16 protein-coding genes are annotated in these 16,328 nt (G+C 41.4%); 4 read left to right on the top strand and 12 right to left on the bottom strand.

The window, feature by feature from the left end:
* Position 1 precedes the first annotated feature (1 nt).
* The 4 genes from J4N24_RS03500 to mazG form a co-directional block, all read right to left on the bottom strand.
* The gene (locus tag J4N24_RS03500; protein WP_207532235.1) at positions 2 to 445 is read right to left on the bottom strand and encodes a hypothetical protein; all 444 of its coding nucleotides are present in this window, start codon (positions 443 to 445) and stop codon (positions 2 to 4) included.
* 258 nt (positions 446 to 703) lie between these two features.
* Positions 704 to 2,104, bottom strand: a complete 1,401-nt coding sequence (locus J4N24_RS03495; protein ID WP_207532234.1) for an outer membrane beta-barrel protein — start codon at positions 2,102 to 2,104, stop codon at positions 704 to 706.
* Positions 2,088 to 2,651 carry an RNA polymerase sigma factor gene (locus J4N24_RS03490; protein ID WP_207532233.1) on the bottom strand — a complete coding sequence of 188 codons (564 nt, stop codon included), beginning with the start codon at positions 2,649 to 2,651 and terminating at the stop codon, positions 2,088 to 2,090. The genes J4N24_RS03495 and J4N24_RS03490 overlap by 17 nt, the downstream gene beginning before the upstream one ends.
* A 78-nt stretch (positions 2,652 to 2,729) precedes the next feature.
* The gene (gene mazG, locus J4N24_RS03485; RefSeq protein WP_207532232.1) at positions 2,730 to 3,536 is read right to left on the bottom strand and encodes a nucleoside triphosphate pyrophosphohydrolase; all 807 of its coding nucleotides are present in this window, start codon (positions 3,534 to 3,536) and stop codon (positions 2,730 to 2,732) included.
* Positions 3,537 to 3,753: 217 nt separating this feature from the next.
* Between mazG and J4N24_RS03480 the strand changes: the two genes are divergently transcribed.
* Both J4N24_RS03480 and J4N24_RS03475 read left to right on the top strand, forming a co-directional pair.
* A complete protein-coding gene (locus J4N24_RS03480; RefSeq protein ID WP_207532231.1) occupies positions 3,754 to 4,419 on the top strand; it encodes a phosphatase PAP2-related protein in 666 nt (221 codons plus the stop codon).
* Positions 4,420 to 4,533: 114 nt separating this feature from the next.
* Complete coding sequence (locus J4N24_RS03475) at positions 4,534 to 5,124, top strand: Crp/Fnr family transcriptional regulator (protein WP_207532230.1); 591 nt, start codon at positions 4,534 to 4,536, stop codon at positions 5,122 to 5,124.
* Positions 5,125 to 5,144: 20 nt separating this feature from the next.
* Here the strand turns inward: J4N24_RS03475 and J4N24_RS03470 are convergent, their stop codons facing one another.
* Both J4N24_RS03470 and J4N24_RS03465 read right to left on the bottom strand, forming a co-directional pair.
* Positions 5,145 to 5,444, bottom strand: a complete 300-nt coding sequence (locus J4N24_RS03470) for a GNAT family N-acetyltransferase (RefSeq protein WP_207532229.1) — start codon at positions 5,442 to 5,444, stop codon at positions 5,145 to 5,147.
* Between the two features lie 29 nt (positions 5,445 to 5,473).
* Complete coding sequence (locus J4N24_RS03465; protein WP_207532228.1) at positions 5,474 to 6,406, bottom strand: ring-cleaving dioxygenase; 933 nt, start codon at positions 6,404 to 6,406, stop codon at positions 5,474 to 5,476.
* A gap of 225 nt (positions 6,407 to 6,631) precedes the next feature.
* On the opposite strand from J4N24_RS03465, the gene J4N24_RS03460 reads away from it, so the two are divergent.
* Positions 6,632 to 7,180, top strand: a complete 549-nt coding sequence (locus J4N24_RS03460) for a serine acetyltransferase (RefSeq protein WP_207532227.1) — start codon at positions 6,632 to 6,634, stop codon at positions 7,178 to 7,180.
* A 35-nt stretch (positions 7,181 to 7,215) separates the two neighbouring features.
* On the opposite strand, the gene J4N24_RS03455 is transcribed toward J4N24_RS03460, so the two are convergent.
* From J4N24_RS03455 to J4N24_RS03445, 3 genes are all read right to left on the bottom strand, one after another.
* Entirely contained in the window at positions 7,216 to 7,860 is a 645-nt protein-coding gene (locus J4N24_RS03455; RefSeq protein WP_207532226.1) for a response regulator transcription factor, read from the bottom strand.
* 163 nt (positions 7,861 to 8,023) lie between these two features.
* Positions 8,024 to 11,359 (bottom strand): UTP--glucose-1-phosphate uridylyltransferase, encoded by a 3,336-nt coding sequence (locus J4N24_RS03450; RefSeq protein ID WP_242691484.1) that lies wholly within the window; start codon positions 11,357 to 11,359, stop codon positions 8,024 to 8,026.
* Positions 11,360 to 11,365: 6 nt separating this feature from the next.
* The gene (locus tag J4N24_RS03445) at positions 11,366 to 12,310 is read right to left on the bottom strand and encodes a UTP--glucose-1-phosphate uridylyltransferase (RefSeq protein ID WP_207532225.1); all 945 of its coding nucleotides are present in this window, start codon (positions 12,308 to 12,310) and stop codon (positions 11,366 to 11,368) included.
* Between the two features lie 133 nt (positions 12,311 to 12,443).
* Between J4N24_RS03445 and J4N24_RS03440 the strand changes: the two genes are divergently transcribed.
* Positions 12,444 to 13,328 carry a YitT family protein gene (locus tag J4N24_RS03440; protein WP_207532224.1) on the top strand — a complete coding sequence of 295 codons (885 nt, stop codon included), beginning with the start codon at positions 12,444 to 12,446 and terminating at the stop codon, positions 13,326 to 13,328.
* Here J4N24_RS03440 and J4N24_RS03435 read toward each other — a convergent pair.
* The 3 genes from J4N24_RS03435 to J4N24_RS03425 form a co-directional block, all read right to left on the bottom strand.
* Positions 13,325 to 13,858: a CDP-alcohol phosphatidyltransferase family protein gene (locus J4N24_RS03435; protein ID WP_207532223.1), complete on the bottom strand. Its 534-nt coding sequence runs from the start codon at positions 13,856 to 13,858 to the stop codon at positions 13,325 to 13,327. The two genes, J4N24_RS03440 and J4N24_RS03435, sit on opposite strands and share 4 nt — an antisense overlap.
* A gap of 25 nt (positions 13,859 to 13,883) precedes the next feature.
* Entirely contained in the window at positions 13,884 to 14,699 is an 816-nt protein-coding gene (locus tag J4N24_RS03430; RefSeq protein WP_207532222.1) for an SDR family oxidoreductase, read from the bottom strand.
* A gap of 120 nt (positions 14,700 to 14,819) precedes the next feature.
* Complete coding sequence (locus J4N24_RS03425; RefSeq protein WP_207532221.1) at positions 14,820 to 16,325, bottom strand: OmpP1/FadL family transporter; 1,506 nt, start codon at positions 16,323 to 16,325, stop codon at positions 14,820 to 14,822.
* Positions 16,326 to 16,328: the final 3 nt, after the last annotated feature.

The following is a 16,328-nucleotide window of genomic DNA, read 5'->3' as shown; positions in this document are numbered from 1 at the left end:
ACTATTTACCTTCTTGAACAAGGAATTCAGCTTCTTTTGCAGTGGTTAAACTTTTCAAGAATGGCTTAGGGTTAACATTATTCAAGTATACCGAATAAGTCTTCTTACCCAGCTTAAGGTGAACCTCATGCGTTTGGTGCTCACTCGAATTGTCAATGGTCAAAATACTCTCGGCGGTCGAGTTATCAAGATTTGACACCTTTATTCTAACGGAACAGTCACCCGGGTCTGTACAGAAATCATGCGCAGTGCACCTGTTATCTGAGATAGAGGTTATGGCAAACGTAATTGACCCAGCCTCTGAAAGTAAATAAACTTTTTCGTCGACTTGACTGGAAAAACTGGTGTTGATCGGAGATTGCTTCAATGAGCTTAAATCTTCTTTTTCACAGGAACTCAAGATAATAGTACCTGCAATGACGGAGAAAAATAACTTTTTATTCACACGGGTTTAGATTAGGTGTCTAAAAAACAATAAATTGATAAGTAGTTAACGATGAAAATCGCTTACTAGTGCGTATTATGGTTACAAAGTTAAATTAAACTTTAACCAAAACAAGAGTTTTTTAACAATTAGTTGCTAGAGGGGGGTGAGACTAATAGAAGATGTGTGAAAATAAAAAGCCTTAAGTGTTGATGCTTAAGGCTTTTTGACTATATCTGGCTTGAATTTGAAGCCTTAGATTGTATTCCCTGTATTTTTTTATTTGTTTAGGTTAAGCTTGAGGTTCATACCAACAGACCCAAAACGTATATCGCGGGCTCCCTGTCCTCCTAAAGGATACTTTAGGAAAGGTTCAAATGATAGCCTGCTTTGCTTGGTTAAAGGTTGTTCTAAACCGACAGAAATATTTAGCATCCGGGCCAGATCAAAATTCTCAAATTTGCTTTTGCCTGCATTATCGTCTTCCTGTTTTGTACTGCTGGTACTACCCGCGTTTACCTGGTAAGAATAGCTATAGTTCTCTTCAATAAAGAAGTTTGAACTTAGGCCTGCCGAAATGTACAACTCCCTCTTCTGTTTCAGTAAGGAGTATTTGAGATTCACTGGTAAGTCTAAGCCCAACAAAGAAGCATTGTATTTGCTTAAGCTATAACTAACTGGAACCCCGGTATTAAAACCAAAGCCGCTTTTATCTATAGCCACAGCATCGTCCTGAGGTAAGGCTGCCACAAAACTCGCGTTGGCAGCTTGAGGAATTGATGTGGAGAACTTGAGGGTGTTCTGCGCTAACGATATTCCTGTAGATATTTTAAGTTTTTTAGACACTGCGATCTCTGAAAGAAGTCCTACACCTGTATTAACAGATCCTTCGCTCCCTTTTGCGTAGCTCATATAACTGCCAGCGGAAACTCCAATGCTTACTTTTTTAGATTTTTTTGTGGGTGAAGCCGGCTCTATCTTATCCTCACTTATATTTGCTAGTTGAGTAACAGGGGCCGGTGCTCTTTTTACTTTCTGTTTTTGCAGCATATCCGCAACTACCATCTTCTCAAGGGCATTAACACTGGAATTTCTGGCCAGGACTTTTGCTGAATCAGGACTTTCAGTAGCATTTCCACTGATCACCCGTTGCTCTTCCTTCGCTACTATAGCCAGATCTTCAACCGTCGTAGCGTTAACCGGATTACTTGAATACCTGGCTTGCTGGTTCTCTGGTTGATAATTCTTTTTTGTAGTTTTTCTACGAGATCTGAAATGGGAATACGTACGAGTAGCGTCCTGTCCGGAACTATTAGATAGGGAAGGCCTTGTTGCTGCAAGGGGCGTTGTTAAACTTTCAGATCCCCTTTGTGGATCACTTGGCGTATCTGTACCTGAAGAAGCTCCATTTTTTGTGTGACTTTCTATTTTAGGCTTAGTTTTCGATCCCTCGGCCAAATAAGTCTTATCTCCATTTCCATTAAAGTATGCCCAGGTGCCCAAAGCTATTAATGCCACTGCGGCTGATTGCCACCACCACATGGGGATAATTTTTCTCTCCCTTTCTCCCGGAAACCGCTTCCGCAATTCCTTCCAGCCATGATCAGCAGACCCATCCTCAAAATTCTCGAACACGTCTCTGATCCTTTCGCTCAACTTATCGTCAAACTGATCGTGCATAACTCTTCTCCTGTTGGTTCAAGTAATTTCTTAATTTTTCCTTTGCCCTGCTTAAGTACACGCGAGATGTACTTACAGGAATGTTAAGCATATCGCCTATCTCATCGTGACTATATCCATCTATTTCATAAAGGTTGAAAACGGTTTTCTGCACTTCAGGTAATGCCTCCAGAAGCTTCAATATGTCTTTAGCGGATAACTGTTCAACAGCTTCAGCCTGTCTTCCAACATATACAGCTTCTTCAATGTCTACATTGTTCTGAAATTTCAGGTTCTTCCTTCTCAGGTCAATAGCCGTATTCACCACAATCCTTCGTAACCAGGCTTTGAAAGGCTGCGTCTCGTTATAAAATTGTATTGCCTTGAATACTTTAATAAAAGAGTCGTTTACTACCTCCAATGCATCATCACGCTCGTTAAGATAACGCAAGCTAACCCCCATGGCATAACCATAGAAATGCTTGTACAGCTTCTCCTGGTATTTTAATTCGCCTGCTTTACATTTCTGTACCAGTTCGGCCTCAGAAAGGGGGGCTTTTTTAAACATTGATTAATTTGAGTTTAATTTATTGTTTTAGTCCTTTACGGGGAGAAGAATCCAAACGTAACAGTGGTATGAAAAAAATTATAACTTTTTTGCTTCATTCCAGTAAATGTCCATTTCGGCTAGTGTCATATCCTTTAACGCTTTACCCGCCTCCTGCGCTTTCGTTTCAAGATACTGAAATCGTTTAATAAATTTTTTATTGGTTTTTTCCAAAGCGTTCTCTGGGTTTATATCGATAAATCTGGCGAAGTTGATCAAAGAGAAAAGTACATCCCCAAATTCAGATTCTGCTTTTTCCTTATCAATAGAATTGAGCTCCGCAACATTGAATTCGTTTTTAAATTCCTGCAATTCCTCCTCAACTTTCTCCCAAACCTGGCTTTTCTCTTCCCAATCAAAACCTACTCCCCGTGCTTTTTCCTGTATCCTTGAGGCTTTTACCAAAGCAGGCAGAGAAACAGGTACCCCTCCCAGAACCGATTTATTACCTTCCTTTAACTTCAGTTGCTCCCAGTTTCGTTTAACATCCTGTTCGTTATTAACCTCAACATCCCCGTAAATATGTGGATGGCGTGTAATTAGCTTATCGCAAATGCCATTAAGCACATCCGTAACGTTGAAATGATTTCCTTCTGAACCAATCCGGGCATAGAAAACTAGATGAAGCATAATATCACCCAGCTCTTTTTTAACCTCCTGTAGATCCCCTTCAAGTATAGCGTCAGATAGTTCGTAAGTCTCTTCGATGGTTAAGTGTCTCAAGGTCTCCATCGTTTGTTTCTTATCCCATGGGCATTGCTCTCTCAATGTGTCCATGATTTGTAGAAGGCGTTCGAAAGCAGTGGCGGGAGTAGAAGCTTTACCCGGAGCGATATTTTGAGGCATTAATATATTCTTTATGCAAAAATAATCTTATTCGGGGATTTAAACGAAAGATAAAGAATTGATATAGAAATTCTTCCGTGAGGTACTACAGATCAGGAGAAACGTTAAATAGTTGTAAATGTTTAGGAATGTTTTTAACAAAAGCTGAAAAAAGTCAGGAATGCCCTATATTTGCACCGCCTTAACTTATTGTGAACTAATAGTTATATTTCTGTAAATGAACAACAATAGAGTAAAAATTATCAGTGCGTCGTTGAGCAGGTGGGAATTAGCATGGCAGGATTCGCAGTTTAAACAGAAGTTTTTACTAGGAGCAGGTTTGTTTGCTACACTATTGCCTATCTTCCCACTTTTCTATCAGTTTATTCAAGCTAGAAATGGATACGATCAGCATGATGCCATTCTCCATATGCTGCCGGCCATAGACGTGTCTATGCCTATTTTTATTGTCACATGGCTAATGGGGGTATTAACCATAACGCGGACACTACAGAGACCCGAATTGTTTCTGTTATTTATGTACGGGTTCATTATTATGAATGTTGTGCGGTTCTTCACCATTGCGTTAATCCCTTTTGATCCTCCTCATGATTTGATACCCATTGTCGATCCTATTAGTAATCATTTCTATGGGAAAAGTTATGTTACAAAGGACCTGTTTTTTTCCGGTCATACCGCTACTCAGTTCTTGTTTTATCTCTGCTTAAGAGGAAGGTCAGAAAAAGCCATGGCTTTGTTTGGAACAATAGCAATGGGCATCCTTGTTCTTATTCAGCATGTACACTTTACTATAGACGTAGTTTGTGCTCCATTCTTTGCCTATATCTGCTATGTTATTGCGAAGAGATTTGTGAAGTATCCGGTGAATCTCTGGATAAAATAATATCCTGAGATGGAAAATATAAGGCGGCCACCGGCCGCCTTTTTTATTTGCCGGTACCTTTATTTTTGCCAGTATCCTTCTAGAAAATTCCCCTCTTTTTCTTAAAATTGTTTCATGTACTCCGAAATTGACAAACACCTATCCAGAAACACGTTCATATCTGAGGGTGAGTTTGAACTGCTTCACTCTTACATCAGGAAAAGGATTGTAAGAAAACGAGGTTTTCTCCTTTCGCAGGGAGAAGTATGTAATTTTGAAGCTTATATCGTTAAAGGATGCCTGAAAAAGTACTACATAGATGATAAAGGGGACGAAGTAATACTCCAGTTTGCTGTAGAGGACTGGTGGATAAGCGACATTGGAAGTTTTTCAGAACAAAAGCCCTCCAACTTGTTCATCGAGGCTCTGGAAGATAGTGAACTCCTGGTAATAGATTATGCAAACAAGGAAAAATTATTTGAGGAAGTCCCAGGCCTGGAACGTGTATTCCGTATGATGATTCAAAAGTCTTATGCGGTGCTGGAAAACAGGTTTTATTCTTCAATAGCGAAATCAGCGGAAGAGCGCTATCTCGAGTTTGTTAAAAAGTATCCGGCTATTGTGCAACGAGTACCCCAAACACAGATCGCCTCCTATCTTGGTATCACACCCGAATCATTAAGCAGGATCAAATCAAAGATGTTTAAGAAAAAACCTGCAGCTTGAGAGCTGCAGGTTTCTTTTCCTTATGCCATATCCCCATCGTCAACCAACCTGTACCATTCCGGATGGCGCTGTAGGAACAGTTGAGTGTATGAACAAAGTGGTACCAGCCGGTATTGGTTCTCGTCAAGATACCTTAATACTTTTTCAACAAGCGCTGCAGCAATACCTTTGCCTTCAAGTTCCTCTGGTACTTCTGTATGAAGAACATAAACTTTATCTCCTCTCTGTTTATAGTCGATGAAGGCTTTCTTCCCCTCTACCCATAACTCGAAATTATGAGCGGGCTTGTTATCTATCAATTCAATTTCCTCGTATTTCATGGTGCTGATATTAATATATAGCTTACTGATTATAGCTGTGGTAAATAAGTAAGGATTTCGTTGCGGCGGCCTTCGTATTGTGCAGGCAGCTTCAATCCTGAACCTAATTCTTCAATTGTTTCATCTACTGAAAAGCCTGGATTGTCTGTAGCTATTTCAAATAACACACCGCCTGGTTCGCGGAAGTATAAGGAGTAGAAATAGTTACGGTCAACTTTCTCTGTAACGTGTAGTCCGGCTTCAACGATCTTGTTCCTTAATTCCATCAAGATCTTATCATCCTTTACCCTGAAAGCAACATGGTGCACTGATCCTCCTGCCACATGTCCTACACCTTCGCCTGGAACTTCAACCACGTCTATAATGTTCGCATTCTCCACAGTGTTAGTAGCAAATCGATACCTGTTAACATGGCTTTCAAGTAACGTATAGCCGAACAATTTGGTAAGAACGTCTGCAGTAGGTTGTAGTTTGCTTGTAGTGATCGTTACGTTGTGAAATCCCCGTGTTGCATGTTCTGCCTTAACTTCTGATGTTTCCCATGGTAATCTGTTGTCTGGGGTTTTAGACTCGATCAACTCAAACTTAAGGCCATCAGGATCTAAAAAAGTAAGGTATCGTTCTCCGAATTTTTCTGAAATTTTATTATATGTTACGTTGTTTGCATCCAAACGTTTTAACCAAAAGTCCAAACTATTTTGAGGAACAGAGTAACCTATTTCTGTAGCCTGGCGTGTTCCTCTTCTGCCTGTTTGAATGTTTCCCCAGGGAAAAAAGGTTAGTATGGTTCCGGGCGTTCCAACTTGGTCACCATAGTAGAAATGGTAGGTGTGAGGATCGTCAAAGTTGACTGTTTTTTTAACAAGTCTTAAGCCTAACACTTTTGTGTAAAAATCGTAGTTGCGTTTTGCATCTCCTGCAATTGCTGTGATATGATGTAGTCCTAATATTTGATTTTCCATTGCTTTATTTTTTTGTTTTTCTATACCGACAAATTTAGGCCGCCTTTCTATGGTAGACATTGACTAAGGGTAAGAATTAATATTGATGTAGGATAAGATTTTTAAAGGCAGCACTATAGGCACAACTTAGCTGGCATATATTTTGAATTATCTGAAGTTCAAATAGATGAGTTAATGTTTTTTTGAAGTTTAAGTATCCTTTAATCACATTCACAAAACAACCGCATGAACCTTTTTTCATTTATCTTCCAGGATTGGAAAAGTAATAAGGATAGTCAGAAAGGCCGATTGGTAATGCCTTTTTTCCGTTTAGCAAACTTTATTTTTAAGAATAAGGCTTTGCGATACCTTTTTTTTCCCTACCTCAAGCTATACCGCTTTATTACAGATTTTGTAATGGGGATAAATATGCCACCCTATATAGAGGTTGGAGAAGGTCTGGCTCTTTATCATGGTCAGGGTCTTATATTGCACCCCGCTACACGAATTGGGAAAAATTGTACCCTTAGACATACCACAACCATAGGGATTAAAACGCTTGCTGATGGAAGTCATAGTGCTTGTCCGGTGATTGGTAATAATGTAGACGTAGGTTGTCATTCTGTTATTATCGGTCCGATCACCATCGGAGATAATGTTGTTATAGGAGCAGGCTCTGTAGTGATAAAAAGCGTTCCTCCGAACTGTGTTGTCGCTGGAAACCCGGCAAGGATAATTTCAAGAAGAGAGATGCCGGAAGAGCAGGGGATGGTTGAAGCCTTTATGGCTAGCTAACAAAGAGTATAGCTTATACTTCTCGGAATATTGTTTCACAAAATTCCGGTCTTGCAGGCATGCTTAATTAATTGAGCCGTATTCTTTACTCCAAACTTATCTATTAAGCTTTGACGGTGTCCCTCAACTGTACGGCGGCTTGTAAATGTTTTTTCTGCGATCTCGTTGTTAGTATATCCTTCAGAAATTAGAGCAAGTATCTCAAGTTCTCTTGAAGTAAGAAGATGTGCAGCTTCTGCATCTTCATTCAGAATTGCTGCCCGCGAAGCTTTTTTGAGCATTCGAATACCAAGATCAGCACAGATCACTTGATTTCCGTTATTTATGTGCCGTATCGAAAAAATCATTTCTTCAAGTCCGGTGCTCTTTAAAAGATAGCCACTTATTCCGGCCTCGAATGCTCGAAAAACATATTTTTCATTATCCATCATTGAAAGTATCATAACCTTTATATCCGGATAATCTCGCTTGAGAGTACCAGCCAGGGTTATGCCATCCATATCTGGCATGTTCACATCCGTCAAAACAATGTCCGCCTTCGTTCCTGCCTGAAGTAAGGAAATAGCTTCTGCCCCATTGCCGGCTTCTCCGGTGATGGAGAAATCATCTTCCTGCTCAAGCATTGTTTTAAGGCCATTTCGTACAATTTTGTGATCTTCTACCAGTACTATTTTTATCATTTCAAGGAGTTAAAGATGTTTATGTAATACAGGATTTTACTTAAATGGTTTGTGACAATAAATACTCCGGAAAGGTATTAGGATTTATTCTGATATGTAGAGTATAGGAAGGTCATTGAGAAAGTGGCCGGATCTCCCCGGCCACTTAAAAATAGTGTATTTACTATTCAAACTGGCCGAGACCAATAATATAGTCTTTACTTCCGTCGGTCACCCAACTATCCAGCTGTGCAGGGTCCTTCATCTGTTGTCCGCGACTTCTGGGAACGGCAAGATAACCACATTTAAGGTCAGGAAGAGCAGTCATATCGGTCCACAATTTCTCAATTTGGGCAACCGGATATATATCTTCCTGCGCGTGTCCCCAACGATACTTTACATCTTTAATAGTAACGTAGGTTGGGATGCGGTGTGCAACACTCCTCACGGCTTTAGCTAGTCTCGCTTCATCTCCTTTAGCAAGATCTTCTCTTGTTAAGCCAAACAGCTTAAGTAGGGGATCGATCTGAATCCACGTGGTGTTTGAATTATAATAGCTAAGATTTAATTCGTCCTCTTCCCGGGGCTGAGCTAGCCCTTCGAGTAATCGCAAGTTTCCGTTGATCCTTGCTAAACCTCCTCCGCGATCTTCCAGTCGTCTCGGAATTACCTCAAAAGTTAGAACATTGCCACTTTTCAAGTGATACTCCAGGGCGGCAGGGTCGATATCTGCGCCAAGGGTATCAATATTATGAAGCATAAGCGTTTGAATTTGAGGTTGCTCTTGAATCAAGCGGGCCAGCGTTCCATTCCTTAACAAATTGGAAACTTCGTACCAGTGACCCAAAGGTGAGAAGCGCTGTGCTGCGATATTATCTACATAATCAGTCCCTTCACCTTTCGATTTAGCCCAGTTGATCATACTTTGCCGAACTGAATCACGTACCTTCTGCTTGTTTTCATCCAGGGTTTCCTGAGGCATCTCCTCCCACATAAAGCGTAGGTCGCGCTCCATGGGTACGAACCGCTGGCCAATAGACCTGCCTTCAGAAAGATAAACGGGACCATCATAACCAAAGTTCCGGGTCTCCTTTAACTTTAATTCAATAGCAGAATGGGTAAGATAGCTGGTCGCCACCACATGAGGGATTCTTGCCTGCCACTTTTCTGCGGCCTTCCTGGTTTTAGCCAGGTGGATCTCAAGGAAGCTTCTGTGAATGCCTTTAATTTCTACAAAAGGATTTATCGCCTTTATTACACCGGCACCCTTTGTCCAGCGACTTCCAACTCCAGCGGCTAAGCTTATTACCCCAACTTCTCCACTCCGGATCGCCTTTTCCCCGCTTTCAACTGACTGTATTTTTTCAAGCTTCTGAATTTCTTCTGCTTTTACATCTTCTATCAGAGTTTCAGCAGGAAGGCGGTTCCTTGAAAGACCGATCCTGCCTTTCTGCAATTCCTCCCGGATCTCTTCATGTTGAATAAAGTCAAATCCATTTTCCTTCTTAATGCGGTTCGCTTTCTCATTCTCTGCATCCCGGTTCCCCTGAGAAGAAGGATCTGATACCTTAAATAGGTTACTAACAATGGTGCGCAGCAATGGATAGGCCATATTATTTTGCTCGCAATGGGTGGTAAAGTAATCGATCTCAGCCCTTCTGATGTATGAAATGGAAGATGGCTCCTTTCGCACAAGGTCTGACACCTGAATGGCATAATACTGCTCAGGCATCACCGCGTCATTGCCCTCCAGCATGTCTGCTACTGTCCCTTTATGATTAATATCCCAATTGTAAACAACTGGGTCCATAGCAAAAGGAAGTGATGATGAAAGAGCTTTTTTAGTGCTTAATAGGGTCTCCAGCAATTGCTGTTTGTATAGCTCATATTTATCGGGATTTACAAACATTCCCATTCCTCCCCCAGACATTCCTCCCAGCATAAGGAAGCCGTAATAGTCAGCCCCAAGCTGTTGCTTTGCTTTGCGGATCAATTCCTCAGTATAATGAGTAGAAGCCCAGGGAATAATGGTCTTGATAGGGCCTGCAAAGTTTTTATCTGTATTTTCTGCAAGCTTTCTCACATCGCCTTCTTTGATAGCTCCCAATATATTTTCGAAGATTTGATTGGTTTGCTGTCTTGCTGCCGTTTCACGTTGCCCTCTTAAAAGGTACTTTTGAGTCACCATTTCAAGGATAGGTCCGACATTAGAAGCCATACCTCCATGCATTAGCACCAAAGAGCCCGTCAGTTTCTGGAAGAAATCAGGATGGACGTCCTCGCCTGTCAGTACTTTATGCCTCGGTAATAATGTTCCTTTTGAGACACCAAACTCCGGATCACCAGGCTGAGCAAATTCTCCTTGTATCGCTTTGATCCCTGGCCATACGCCTCCGGAATCCTGCCATCCGCCTCCAGAACCGCCTAGCCATTCGCCCAAAATTGCTCTGGAAGCAACAAGTCTTCTTTCCTGTTCGTTTAGTCCCCCGGTTAAATTCTCCGTCTGCCCCGTTGCCCGCATAAGCAAACTAATGATAGATCCCAGCAAATTGGTGGATACGGCAAATCGCGAGCCCTTAGGTATGTCATTCACCCGTGTTACCAGTTCAATTCCCATTCCCTGTCCGGCAATTCTTGCCAGCACAGCTGGAAGTGATTGATTAGTTCCCTCGAAAGACGGTGGGATTAGACCTGAAGCAATTATACCTGCTTTAACCAGACTCAAATAATCATTTCCGAAATTAAAAAGATCGTCAAGATCTGTGATATCTTTCGTGGTACCCAGGTCGATGCTTGTAACCCTTAAAACAGGTTCTGGAATTACTCTGAAATACGAGTTCAACGGCGGTCGGATATCTTTATCACGACCATATACGCCGAGATCAATAGAGACGTTGATCACACGTGCTCCTTCAGGATAGTCCATTCCCAGGAAGAATATATCCGACCAGCCACTATGGGTCAAATCCATCCTTACTGAAGTCTGCTCATGAAGGATCGGATAGAACAAAGAATTATCTTTTCTCTGAAGGAGTTGAGGATGTATGGATATAGGGTGTTCATCCTTGTTTCCAGCGCGGAACATCCATTGATTTCCCTTACTGGAACGAACGCTTTTACGCACCTGATCGGCTAAGATCTGGAACGAGAGATGATGATAGCATTCAGCTAATCCGCTGAATAAAGCAGCATTAGGGCCGTTCGTGCTTAAATCATTCAAGAAGACTGAAATGGCTTCTTCAAATCGCCTGCCCAAAAGATCTTCAAAACCCCTGTAGGGGATTTTTCCCGTCTCCGGGATATCTTTTGCCTCTGTTAAGAAATAGCGAAAGCCCGCATTTAAAAATAAGATCGCCCTCACTTTATCGTAAAGGTTATCGGTCGACTTTCTAAATTTCTCCAGTTGAATAAGCTCGTTTAAAAGTTCTCTTGAAGAGAATTTGGAAGCAAGTTCAAAGAAGGAGCGGTTGCGTTTCTCCGGCTCTGCAGAGGTAATTGTTTCTACAAAAACATTCATCATACCTCCTTATTTTCTGGAATTAGCTTCGGCAAGTAGTTCAACGAGCGTTCCCAGAGTTTCGCTTTTTGCTTCACCCGCAAGTCCTAGTGCAAGTTGAGCTTGCAACAGACCATGTTTGCGACTCAAGTCATAGCGCGACCCTTTAACTTCAAGCGCAAGATATTTCTCTGATTCTGCTAGTTCCTGAAGGGTAGGGGTCAGCATAATATTTTCTGCACCGCCTTGCACTTGTTGCTCAAGCATTTTCATTACAGAAGGCGTGAACACATGCATTCCGAAAAAGCATAAGTAATATCCAATACGCAGGCCTGGAGTTTGCAACTCTAGCTCTGCAAGGCTTAGGGACGGTTTCTCTATGATCTTATCGATTTTGTAAACGCCGTGCTGATTGCTCAACTGTTTACCGGTTAAAGTTCCGTAACGTCCGATAAGATGTTCAGGGGTTGGATTTACTGCAGATACAGAACAATTCTCCTGGGTTGCAAGATCGATCAGTTGTGCAGCACAGCGCTTTTGTGCCAGCTCAGAGATGTAAAGGTAGTCTCCCAGAAGCAGAAGGAAAGGATCATCTCCTGTAAATTCTGCCGCGCAAAGCACCGCATGTCCGTAACCCTTAGCTTCTGCCTGCTCAGCAAAATGGAGGTTGTTTACTAAATGGTCAATTTTCTGTGCTTCCTGGTTTGCCCAATCGGCATTCTGGAAGGATTTTACCAGATTGTCCCTTAAGGATTTGAAGGCTGCTTTGTACCGCTCTCCATCTCCTGGTGCACAGACAATGCAAATTTCTTCAATTCCACTGGCAAAGGCCTCTTCTGCAATGATTTGGATAACTGGCTTATGTAAACCATCAACATCAATAACAGGAAGCATTGCTTTTTGTATCGTGTCAGCAACAGGGTAAAGGCGTTCGCCCCGAGCAGCCGCAGTAATTACTGCTTTTTTTATCTTCATATTATAGGAGTAGAAATATTTTAAAAATTAAACGCTATCGTTGGCATTCTTACAAAATAAGGGGAATATTTTGGAACTGGAAAAAAGAATTTGTCCTTGCCTCCATATTCCTTTTTATTATTTTTAACCAGATATGAAAAGTAGGCGAACCAAATATATTTTATCCTTCCGTCAAAAGCTGGGAAAGGCCCTGTTTGTTGTTGCCGGAGTTTTTCTTGCCGCATTTGGCTTAAAGGGCTTTCTGGTGCCAAACGGATTTATTGATGGGGGGGTAACTGGCATATCCCTGCTGGTTAATCACACAACTAATATTCCAGTTTCCGTCTGTTTATTGGTATTTAACGCTCCGTTCATCTACATGGGGGCTAAACAAATAGGGAGAAGTTTCTCTTTGTATACCCTTGCAGCAGTCTCCGGCCTGGCTCTGGTTATTTTCTTTCTGGATTTCCCGATCATCACGAACGATAAGCTTCTTACCGCAATTTTCGGAGGCTTTTTCCTGGGAGCAGGGATCGGAATGGCCATGAGAGGGGGCTGCGTTCTAGATGGCACCGAAATAATGGCGGTTTATATAAACCGGAAAAGCGTTTTTTCTATCGGGGACATCATCCTGATCATAAATGTAGTGATCTTTATTATTGCCGCTTTCATTCTTGGTATCGAAGCGGCCCTATACTCGATCCTAACCTATTTGGCTGCTTCTAAAACTGTCGACTTTATTATTCAGGGAATAGAAGAGTATACGGGAGTCACTATCATTTCCTCAAGAAGTAAAGAGATCCGGGAGGCTATTATATATAATCTTGGTCGCGGCGTAACGATCTATAAAGGAGAACGGGGCTTTGGAGGAAATATGCACGCCGATAAGGACATTGATATTGTGTTCACTGTAGTTACCCGGCTTGAAGTTACGAAAGTAAAGGAGGTGGTCGCAGCTATAGATCGTAAAGCTTTTATGGTGATGAACGTAATTACCGAAACGAATGGGGGAATTATCAAGAGAAGGCCCTTACATTAAAGCTTCCTGATTTTCAAAGTCGAAACCATCAGGAATGCATGAATAAAATATAGTGCCATCCAAATAAGGAGGGGCAGGCCGAAGTAAGTGAACAGAAAGTAACTGCATACAATTGCAATACTAAAAGGAACCGGCATTCCTTCAAAATATTTCCCATTATCAAGGGTGCCTGTAATATTAAAGCGTGCAAGTCGTAGCAATCCGGCAATCAGATAAATAATTACCAGCGCAATCCTGATGGTAACATCAATGCTGTCCATTGTATAGGCAAAAATTGCCGGAGCAACAATGAAAGAGCAAATATCACATAGAGAATCAAGCTGAACCCCAAAAGGAGAGGCCAAACCCATTCGTCTTGCAATGCGCCCGTCAAGAAAATCAAGAACTCCAGCTAGAACGATAGCCAGAACAGCAAGATCTGTGTAATGATGAATACTGCAGATGATGGATAGGATGCCAAGTACTCCATTTCCAAGGGAAATAAGATCCGGAAGGCGGACAAAACGGGTTATGGAGTTGTTACTGGCCATTTTTATTGTTTTTAGATAAGCATTTTTATTTGATAAGTGGATCTCTTTCCTTTGCAAACAGTTCGAATACTTTTTTGTCAACCCAGGCTGGTATAAGTTTATTCATTAAAACCGCCAGTTTCCCCTGGCCTGTCATTATTAGGGTCCTTTTGCGTTTAACCACTCCATCAACGATAATTGCTGCCACTTCCTCAGCTGTCATCATTTTGCCTTCATCCATACTCGTTTCTCCTTGTGAGCTGCCATCTTTCGCCAAGGCGGTATTCCTGATATTGGAAGCCGTAAACCCTGGTGCCGCGATCATTACATGAAGTCCTGTTTTCAAATTTTCAACCCGCAAAGCTTCTAAGAATCCATTCATAGCAAACTTAGATGCTGAATAACCGGTACGGCCCGGTAATCCCCGATATCCCGCAATAGAGGATACTCCCACTACTGATCCCTGGTTCTTTAATAATTGAGGCATGGCAAATTTTGTACAGTACACAGTACCCCAGAAATTAATATCCATCAGGTTCTTAATCACTACCAGATCAAGGTCTTTGAACAGAGCTCGCATACTGATCCCAGCGTTATTAATTAAGACATCAATCCTGTTAAAGGTTAATTCTGCTTGTTTAATTAGATGTTCGCAATCCTCTTCTTTGGATACATCGCACTGAACAGCAATCGCTTTTACCCCAAAGTCTTTTTCTATTTTCTGTGCTATTTCACAAAGAGTAACAAACTGGCGGGCACCCAGAACAAGGTTGGCTCCCTGTTTTGCAAATTCTTCAGCGCAAGCCCGGCCAATACCTGAAGATGCACCTGTAATAATAACAGTTTTGTTTTTTAAGCTCATATCAATACTAGAGCTCAAAGGTAAAATATGAAAGGGGAAATGTGAAGGGAAATGTGATAGAGGAAGTAATGGTTATTTAAAAACAGTGGCTGCAGAGGAAGCTGCGGCCACTGTTGAATATTAGAAGCGAGTAGCTATGGTTATAAATACTCCGTTTTTAACGTTTTTAGATGTAGCAACAGGATTAACGCCACTGTCTAACAAGTATGGAGATAAAGATGAATTGCGAGTGTTGTTGATAAAAGCAACGTCAAGGCTTAAATTACCGGCCCGGTAACCACCCCCAAAAGAATACGTCTTGATTTCCAGATCTTGAACTGAATTTTCCATCGGAGAGCCAGTCACTCCATAACCTGCTCTTAGCATGAACTGTGGGCCTGCCTTTACTTCGGCTCCTACCTTATAGTTTACAGCGTTTTTGTAGTTGTTAACTATGAATCTGTTATCTTCAGCAACATCACCGGAATTATAGCTATCAGGTTCACTAAGTTCCATACTGCTATAATCAACAAATTCAACATCACCGGTAATAAAACCAATCTTTCCGGATAAAAGGGCGGCTCCCAGACTGAACTTAGCTGGAGTACGAAGGTTGTAAGTGTACGTCTCAAATTGCTGATTTTGCGATTTAACTTCCTGATCTGTGAAGTAAGGATTGTTAGTTAAACGCGTACGAATACTTTCAGAATAGTTATCATCTATCGTATACCAGTTAGGAGATTGAATGTTAGCTCCTAAACGCAAGAACTTGCTCGGTCTGAAGATCATACCGAATTTTGCGTTAACTCCTGTTCCTTTAGATTCAAAACGTTGATAATAATTATTTGAATAGTTTTCCTGATAATTTCCACGTGGATCAGCGTAAGATAAAGTGCCACTTTCAGTAAAAGTATTATCAGATGAATAATTGATTCCTAGTATTCCAACTGCAGCTCCGAAATATACTTTGTTTCCAACATTTAAACCTGCAGCCAGATTAAATTCTGATTGTGAACCCTTTCTGATGATCGTTTCTTCTTGAGTAGGATTTGGATTGGTTATAGCAGTGTAGGTGTTATTATAATTTATAAGTTGACTTTCATAAGCTGCATCAGGGATACTACCTGCAGCCAGATTAGTGCCCTTACTGTTGTTTCCCAGATCGGCATAAAAATTAGCAATTGAGTTCTGATTATTTACCCCCGAAAACATGATCTTATTGCCAAAATTCGAGGTTTTACTATACCCGATACCAAAGTTTAAGGCTAGCGCTCCTTTTTTAAGGTCCTGTCCTTTGACCTTATTTAGCTTTATGGCAAATACTGCACCCACATTGCTAATGCCTACTTGTCCGCGACTAGCATCAGTGCTTTGATTGAAATACCTACTGGTTGTATTATAATTCATTAATTCAGGAGTAAAGGCGAACTCTGATTTAGTATATAAACCCAATCCAGCTGGATTACCACTGATAGAACTCAGATCGCCACCCATTGCAGTTTGTGCATTTCCCAATGCCTTAATCCTGGCTGTCGACCCAAACTCGTATTGCGAAAATCTTAAGGCATCCGTCGCATAACCCTGCGCATAACTTTCCCCTTTAATCGCCAGCAAGGCGATCAATAAAATAATATATGTGTGTTTCATTGT

This window comes from Desertivirga arenae, from assembly GCF_017355785.1.
Taxonomy (GTDB): Bacteria; Bacteroidota; Bacteroidia; order Sphingobacteriales; family Sphingobacteriaceae; genus Desertivirga; species Desertivirga arenae.
The sequence above is the reverse complement of the archived record's forward strand: the minus strand, read 5'-3'. Positions and strand labels throughout refer to the sequence as shown.

Coding starts and splice junctions, on each gene's coding strand:
- J4N24_RS03460 (WP_207532227.1), top strand. CDS start 6,632: ATGAACCTTTTTTCATTTATCTTCCAGGATTGGAAAAGTAATAAGGAT.
- J4N24_RS03465 (WP_207532228.1), bottom strand. CDS start 6,406: ATGGAAAATCAAATATTAGGACTACATCATATCACAGCAATTGCAGGA.
- J4N24_RS03490 (WP_207532233.1), bottom strand. CDS start 2,651: ATGTTTAAAAAAGCCCCCCTTTCTGAGGCCGAACTGGTACAGAAATGT.
- J4N24_RS03495 (WP_207532234.1), bottom strand. CDS start 2,104: ATGCACGATCAGTTTGACGATAAGTTGAGCGAAAGGATCAGAGACGTG.
- J4N24_RS03440 (WP_207532224.1), top strand. CDS start 12,444: ATGAAAAGTAGGCGAACCAAATATATTTTATCCTTCCGTCAAAAGCTG.
- J4N24_RS03470 (WP_207532229.1), bottom strand. CDS start 5,444: ATGAAATACGAGGAAATTGAATTGATAGATAACAAGCCCGCTCATAAT.
- J4N24_RS03450 (WP_242691484.1), bottom strand. CDS start 11,359: ATGATGAATGTTTTTGTAGAAACAATTACCTCTGCAGAGCCGGAGAAA.
- J4N24_RS03480 (WP_207532231.1), top strand. CDS start 3,754: ATGAACAACAATAGAGTAAAAATTATCAGTGCGTCGTTGAGCAGGTGG.
- J4N24_RS03425 (WP_207532221.1), bottom strand. CDS start 16,325: ATGAAACACACATATATTATTTTATTGATCGCCTTGCTGGCGATTAAA.
- J4N24_RS03445 (WP_207532225.1), bottom strand. CDS start 12,310: ATGAAGATAAAAAAAGCAGTAATTACTGCGGCTGCTCGGGGCGAACGC.
- J4N24_RS03435 (WP_207532223.1), bottom strand. CDS start 13,858: ATGGCCAGTAACAACTCCATAACCCGTTTTGTCCGCCTTCCGGATCTT.
- J4N24_RS03475 (WP_207532230.1), top strand. CDS start 4,534: ATGTACTCCGAAATTGACAAACACCTATCCAGAAACACGTTCATATCT.
- J4N24_RS03430 (WP_207532222.1), bottom strand. CDS start 14,699: ATGAGCTTAAAAAACAAAACTGTTATTATTACAGGTGCATCTTCAGGT.
- mazG (WP_207532232.1), bottom strand. CDS start 3,536: ATGCCTCAAAATATCGCTCCGGGTAAAGCTTCTACTCCCGCCACTGCT.
- J4N24_RS03455 (WP_207532226.1), bottom strand. CDS start 7,860: ATGATAAAAATAGTACTGGTAGAAGATCACAAAATTGTACGAAATGGC.